This window comes from Corallococcus sp. CA053C (assembly GCF_003611675.1).
GTDB lineage: Bacteria > Myxococcota > Myxococcia > Myxococcales > Myxococcaceae > Corallococcus.
In genome coordinates, this window is the sequence record NZ_RAWA01000520.1 from 1 (window position 1) to 5,879 (window position 5,879).

At 70.8% G+C, this 5,879-nt stretch carries 5 protein-coding genes; 3 read left to right on the forward strand and 2 right to left on the reverse strand.

Annotated features, from left to right (window positions below; all coding sequences use genetic code 11):
* Positions 1-58: 58 nt before the first annotated feature.
* Positions 59-295, reverse strand: a complete 237-nt coding sequence (locus D7V97_RS45025) for a SelT/SelW/SelH family protein (RefSeq protein ID WP_368669003.1) — start codon at positions 293-295, stop codon at positions 59-61.
* Positions 296-440: 145 nt separating this feature from the next.
* Here D7V97_RS45025 and D7V97_RS38910 point away from each other — a divergent pair, with 145 nt between their 5' ends.
* From D7V97_RS38910 to D7V97_RS38920, 3 genes are all read left to right on the forward strand, one after another.
* A complete protein-coding gene (locus D7V97_RS38910; protein WP_120615644.1) occupies positions 441-1,892 on the forward strand; it encodes an aminotransferase class I/II-fold pyridoxal phosphate-dependent enzyme in 1,452 nt (483 codons plus the stop codon).
* A gap of 56 nt (positions 1,893-1,948) precedes the next feature.
* Entirely contained in the window at positions 1,949-2,668 is a 720-nt protein-coding gene (locus D7V97_RS38915) for a glycosyltransferase family 2 protein (protein ID WP_120615645.1), read from the forward strand.
* 232 nt (positions 2,669-2,900) lie between these two features.
* Complete coding sequence (locus D7V97_RS38920) at positions 2,901-3,935, forward strand: rod shape-determining protein (RefSeq protein WP_014400170.1); 1,035 nt, start codon at positions 2,901-2,903, stop codon at positions 3,933-3,935.
* A 45-nt stretch (positions 3,936-3,980) separates the two neighbouring features.
* Here D7V97_RS38920 and D7V97_RS45030 read toward each other — a convergent pair.
* Positions 3,981-5,879 (reverse strand): hypothetical protein (locus D7V97_RS45030; RefSeq protein WP_158623547.1); only part of this gene is annotated, 1,899 nt, incomplete at its 5' end.

Sequence of the window (5,879 nt, forward strand, 5' to 3'; positions counted from 1 at the left end):
CCGGTCCCCTGCCCGCCCGCTCCTTCTCAAGAGGAGCAGGGGGACAGGGCCGCAGCTCTCAGGGCCCCACCGCCTTCGCCACCGCGTCGACGACCTCCTGCTCGGTGGGGAAGGTCGGGCTGTCCTTGCGGATGACGACCCGTCCGTTCACGGCGATTTCGAAGCTGCCCGAAGGGCCCTTCTTCAGCACGGACTCCAGTTCCAGCTCTTCCTTCAGTGCGGCCGCCACACGGGCGGCCCGGGGCGCGTAGCCTCAAGCGCTGCAGTAGGTGATGGTGACCGTCGCGTCGGCCATGGAAAGCCTCCGGGTGTTTCGGGGTGCATCCAAAGATGAGCACGCCCGGGTCCCGTGTCGTCAATCCGGCCGCCAGCCCGGGGAGCGGCGGTGCTCCCGCATGCGCGTTTCCCGCCGCGCCGCCACCCGCTAGCTTGCGCCCGCCATGACGACCCCGCTCGAAGCCGCGTACGACGCGGACGCCTTCCGCGCCACCGCGCACGCCCTGATGGACCAGCTGGCGGACTACTTGAAGGCCGCGCTCGGCGGAGGCACGGCGATGCCGGTGCTGCCGTGGGTGCCTCCGGCGGTGAACCAGGAGCGCTTCGCCACGCCCTTCCCGGAGGTGCCCTCGCAGGAGCCGTCCGGGCTCTTCGCGGCCCTGATGGCGCGCGTACTGGAGGGCTCCCACCACCTGCACCACCCGCGCTACGTGGGCCACCAGGTGACGGCGCCCCTGCCGCTGGCGGCGCTGTGCGACGCCGTGTCGTCGCTGCTCAACAACGGCATGGCGGTGTACGAGATGGGCCCCGTCGCCACCGCGATGGAGCACCACGTGCTCGCGTGGATGGCCTCCACGCTGGGCCTGCCCCCGAGCACCCGGGGCGTGCTCACCTCCGGCGGCAGCGCGGGCAACCTCACCGCGCTGCTCGCCGCGCGGCAGACGAAGGCCGGTTATGACGCGTGGAACGGCGGCGCGCACGCGGGTCCTCCGCTGACGGTGCTCGTGCCCCGCACTGCGCACTACTGCCTGGCCCGCGCGGTGCGCATCATGGGCTGGGGCGAGGGCGGCCTCACCCCGGTGGACGTGGACGCACACTTCCGCGTGCGTCCGGACGCGCTGGAGGGCGCGCTGGAGGACGCCACCCGCAAGGGGCGAAAGGTCATCGCGGTGGTGGCCAGCGCGGGCTCCACCGCCACCGGCGCCTTCGACCCGCTGGAGCCCGTGGCGGACTTCGCCGAAGCGCACGGCCTGTGGTTCCACGTGGACGGCGCGCACGGGGCCGCCGCCAGCCTGAGCCCGAAGTACCGCGCGCAGGTGCGCGGCATTGAACGGGCGGACTCCGTGGTGTGGGACGCGCACAAGGGGCTCTTGATGCCCGCGCTGGTGACGGCGGTGCTCTTCCGGGACGGGGCGCGCTCCTTCGATGCCTTCTCCCAGGAGGCCAGCTACCTCTTCCACGGCGACGACGCGCGCCCCTACAGCGACGTGGGCCTGCGCACGCTGGAGTGCACCAAGGAGATGATGCCTTTGAAGGTGTACGCGTGCCTGTCCGTGCTGGGCACGCGCGTCTTCGAGGAGGCGGTGACGGCGTCCTACGACCAGGCCCGCGGGTTCGCCGCGAAGCTCTCCGCCACGCCGGACTTCGAGGTCGCGGTGGCGCCCGACTGCAACATCGTCTGCTTCCGCCACACCCCCGCGCACGTGCCCGAGGCGGGGTGGGATGCCCTCCAGGCCCGGCTGCGCGAGGCGCTCGTTACCCGGGGGGACTTCTACCTGGTGCAGACGCGGCTGCCACGCGGGGTGTACCTGCGCACCACCCTCATCCACCCCCTCACCCGGGACGAGGACCTGGACGCCCTGTTGGAGACCCTGCGGGAGGCGGCCCGGGGTTGAGTTTTGTGCACAAGGGAGTCGCCGGAGCCCGGGAAATGCGATAGGGGCGGGTCGCCATGCTCGTCTCCCTCGTCATCCCCGTCTACAACGAGATTCCCACCCTGGCGGAAATCCTCCGCCGCTGCGTCGCCGTCGACTTTCCGAAGGAGCTCGTCCTCGTGGACGACTGCTCCAAGGACGGCAGCCGCGAGTTCCTGCGCCAGCTCTCCGAACAGGGGCTGGAGGTGCTGGGCGGGACCCCGAAGAACCGCAATGAAGTGCGCGTGCTCTTCCAGGACAAGAACCAGGGCAAGGGGGCCGCGCTGCGCCGGGGCTTCGCCGAGGCCACCGGGGACATCATCCTCGTGCAGGACGCGGACCTGGAATACGACCCGAAGGACATCCCTCGCGTCATCCAGCCCATCCTGGACGGGGACGCGGACGTCGTCTTCGGCAGCCGCTTCATCGGCTCGCCGCGCCGGGTGCTCTATTACTGGCACACGGTTCTGAACAACATGCTCACCACGCTCTCCAACATGACGAGCGGCCTCAACGTCACCGACATGGAAACCTGCTACAAGGCATTCCGTGCGGAGGTGTTGCGGTCCGTGCACGTGGAGGAGGACCGCTTCGGCTTCGAGCCCGAAATCACCGCCAAGGTGGCGCGCGGAAACTGGCGCGTTTTCGAGGTGCCCATCAGCTACCACGGGCGCACCTACGAGGAGGGCAAGAAGATTGGATGGAAGGATGGCGTGCGCGCCCTCTACGCCATCGCGAAGTACTCCGTGAAGCGCTGACGCCCGCCTGGCTGCTGTCCTGGGGAGGATGCGGTCCATCCTCCAGGAGGCACGGCGGGGAGTGCGGAGAAGGGAACACAGTGCTCGCTGGGGTTGGTTGTCCAGCGAGCGGAGCCCCGAAGGCGGCTCCGGCTTTTCTTCCTCCGTATTGCGCAGCGTAGTAGTTTCGCCAACGCACCCCGTCTGAAGGGCTGGGAAGTTTCGGGGCCCTTCCGAAAGTTTCCGCCCCCGTATGTTCGACTGGCTCCACACCCTGTTTTCGCGCGACCTCGCCATCGATCTGGGTACGGCGAACACGCTCATCTACATCCGCGGTCAGGGCATCGTCTCCAACGAGCCCTCGGTCGTGGCGGTGCAGCAGGATTCGCGCGGGGGCAAGAAGGTCCTCGCGGTGGGCAAGGAGGCCAAGGAGATGCTCGGCAGGACGCCGGGCAACATCGTGGCCATCCGGCCCATGAAGGACGGCGTCATCGCCGACTTCGAGATCACCGCCGCGATGCTGCGCTACTTCATCCAGAGCGCGCACAACCGCAAGACGCTGGTGAACCCCCGCATCATCATTGGCATCCCGTCCGGCATCACGGAGGTGGAGCGTCGCGCGGTGCGCGAAGCGGCCGCCAACGCCGGCGCCCGGGAGGTCTACCTCATCGAACAGCCGATGGCCGCCGCGATTGGCGCCGGGCTGCCGGTGACGGAGCCCAGCGGCAACATGATTGTGGACATCGGCGGTGGCACGTCCGACGTCGCGGTCATCAGCCTCGCGGGCATCGTCTTCGCCAAGTCGGTGCGCATTGGCGGCGACAAGCTGGACGAGGCGATCATCCAGTACGTGAAGCGCAAGTACAACCTGCTCATCGGCGAGCGCACGGCGGAGCTCATCAAGATGGGCATCGGCACGGCGTACCCGACGGACGAGGTCATGACCATGGAGATCAAGGGTCGCGACTTGGTGGCCGGTGTGCCGCGCACGCTCACGGTGTCCAGCGATGAGGTCCGCGACGCGCTCGCGGAGCCCGTCAACGGCATCGTGGAGGCCGTGAAGCTGACGCTGGAGCGCACGCCGCCGGAGCTGGCCGGTGACATCGCCGACCGCGGCATCGTGCTCGCCGGTGGCGGCGCGCTGCTCAAGAACCTGGACACGCTCCTGCGCGAGGAGACGGGCCTGCCGGTGTTCCTCGCCGAGGATCCGCTCTCCGCGGTGGTGATTGGCGCGGGCAAGGCGCTGGAGTCGCTCGACATCCTCCGCCAGGTCTGCCAGCCGGGCTGAAGTCCCCTTCAGCCTTCGTTGCACCGTGACGGCGCCGGACCCGCTTCAGGGGTCGGCGCCGTTCGCGTTTCCGGGGGGCGGTGACGCCTTGGGCAGCGGCCTGCCCGTGGGTCTGACGACCCGCGCTTCGCAGTTCGGCCGGCGCGCCTCGCGGTCGTTCTCCTGCCGCGCGATGTCCTGCACGAGCGCGCCCGTCAGCTGGAGGGCGACGCCTGGGGGGAAGACATACGGCACCTTCGTGTCCATGCACGCGTCGAAGGCGCTCCGCAGCCACGTGTCCGCGGCGCGGGTCGCGAAGCCCTGGAGCGCATCCAGCCCCTCCAGCCCGTCGAGCCGCTCGGTGAACACCGGGTAGCCCTCCTTCGACTCGCGGCGCGCGCGGACCAGGAGCGCGGCGGCGCGCAGGCCCGGCGCGAGGCGGGAGAACGCCGGGGTGACGGTGTCCGTCTGCAGGAACTTCAGCAGCGGCTCGCGGGCGAGCATCAGCGGCAGCGAGGCGTTGAAGAGGCGCTTCGCCCGCGCATCACCCGTGCGCGTGAGCTCCAGGGCGAGCAGCGCGGCGATCTCCGGATCCAGGCGGGACAGCACCGCTTCGGACTCCGTCGCGGCCCGCTCCATCGCGCGCCGGGGCGCGGTCAGCACATCGCGCGTGAGGGCGATGACGGCGCGGTCGGTGGGGGACGAAAGCGCCGCCAGCTCCGCGTCCTTGGGCAGCCGCTGGCCGGTGAGCAGGTCCAACAGCCGCATCCGCTCCGGCTGCCGGCCCAGGGCCGCGGGGATCCAATCGCGCAGCACGTAGGGCGTGTGCGCGGGCCCGGCGACATTCGCCACGCGGCCGGCCAGCACCAGGAAGTCCCAGCTCCGGTTGCGGGGGTCCTGTCCGAAGCGGTGCACCAGCGCCGTCGCCGTGTCCCGGCGGTGGGCGCGCAGGTAGATGCGGACGAACAGCTCCAACGCTTCGACGGTCTGGGGCGGATGCTTCGCCACGAGCGGATCCGCGAGCCGCGCCGTCTCCATCACCCGCGCCCGGGAAGGGTCCCCCGCCTCCTGCCGCGACAGCCGGGGATCCTCCAGCTCCTGGAGCCAGCGGACCTCCAGCAACGCGCGGCCGACCTCGGGGGAGTCCGGGAAGCGCCGGGCCAGCTCCTCGTACGCGGGGAGGACCTGGGTGAGCGGCGTTGCCTGCGTGAGCGCCCGCGTCAGGTAGAGGGCCGCCAGGGGAGAGTCGGGAAACTGCTGCGCATGTTCGGAGTAGCGGGCGCGCGCCGTCTCTCCCACGCCGACGAAGCCGAGCAGGTCCTGCGCCAGCACTTGCGCGCCCAGGTCCTCCTGCCACCGGCTCATCAGCATGTGCGCGAAGCCCAGGGTGTCGCGCGAGCGCAGCGCGGCCGGCACGTTCGCTGGGAACTGCGCGTCCGAAAAGAGGAAGCAGCGCGCCGCCAGAGAGCGCGCGCGGGTGTTGAGCGGATCCACCTCCGCGACGGCGGAGGCCACCTGGCCCGCGAGCCGCCAGCGTCCCGCCTCCGCGTGGGCGCGCACGGTGGACTCCCAGTCCGCCTGCGCGACGACGAGCGCCTCCTCCGGGAACAGCAGCGTCCCGGTGCCCGCCAGCGTCCGCCGGCCCGGACCCGAGCCGTCCACCGAGAAAGCCCGGCGCGCCTCCAACATCGCCGCGCCGCGCACGTTGTAGATGAGCCGCTCGCCGTCCGTCGGGAGCACCACGTCCTCGAAGGGCCGCTCCGCGCCGGGCCAGCTTGCACGGGCGTGCGGCGCTGCGTCCTCCAGCTTCACGCTCCCCTGCTCCTGCGTCCCGGGCGCCACCACCCAGCGCTGCGTGCCGATGCGCACCTCCACCGGGCGCGACAGGCCATTGATGACCGACACCGCGCGAACCTTGCGCGCGTCCAGCACCGCGCTGCCCACCCCCACCCGTCTCTTATACAC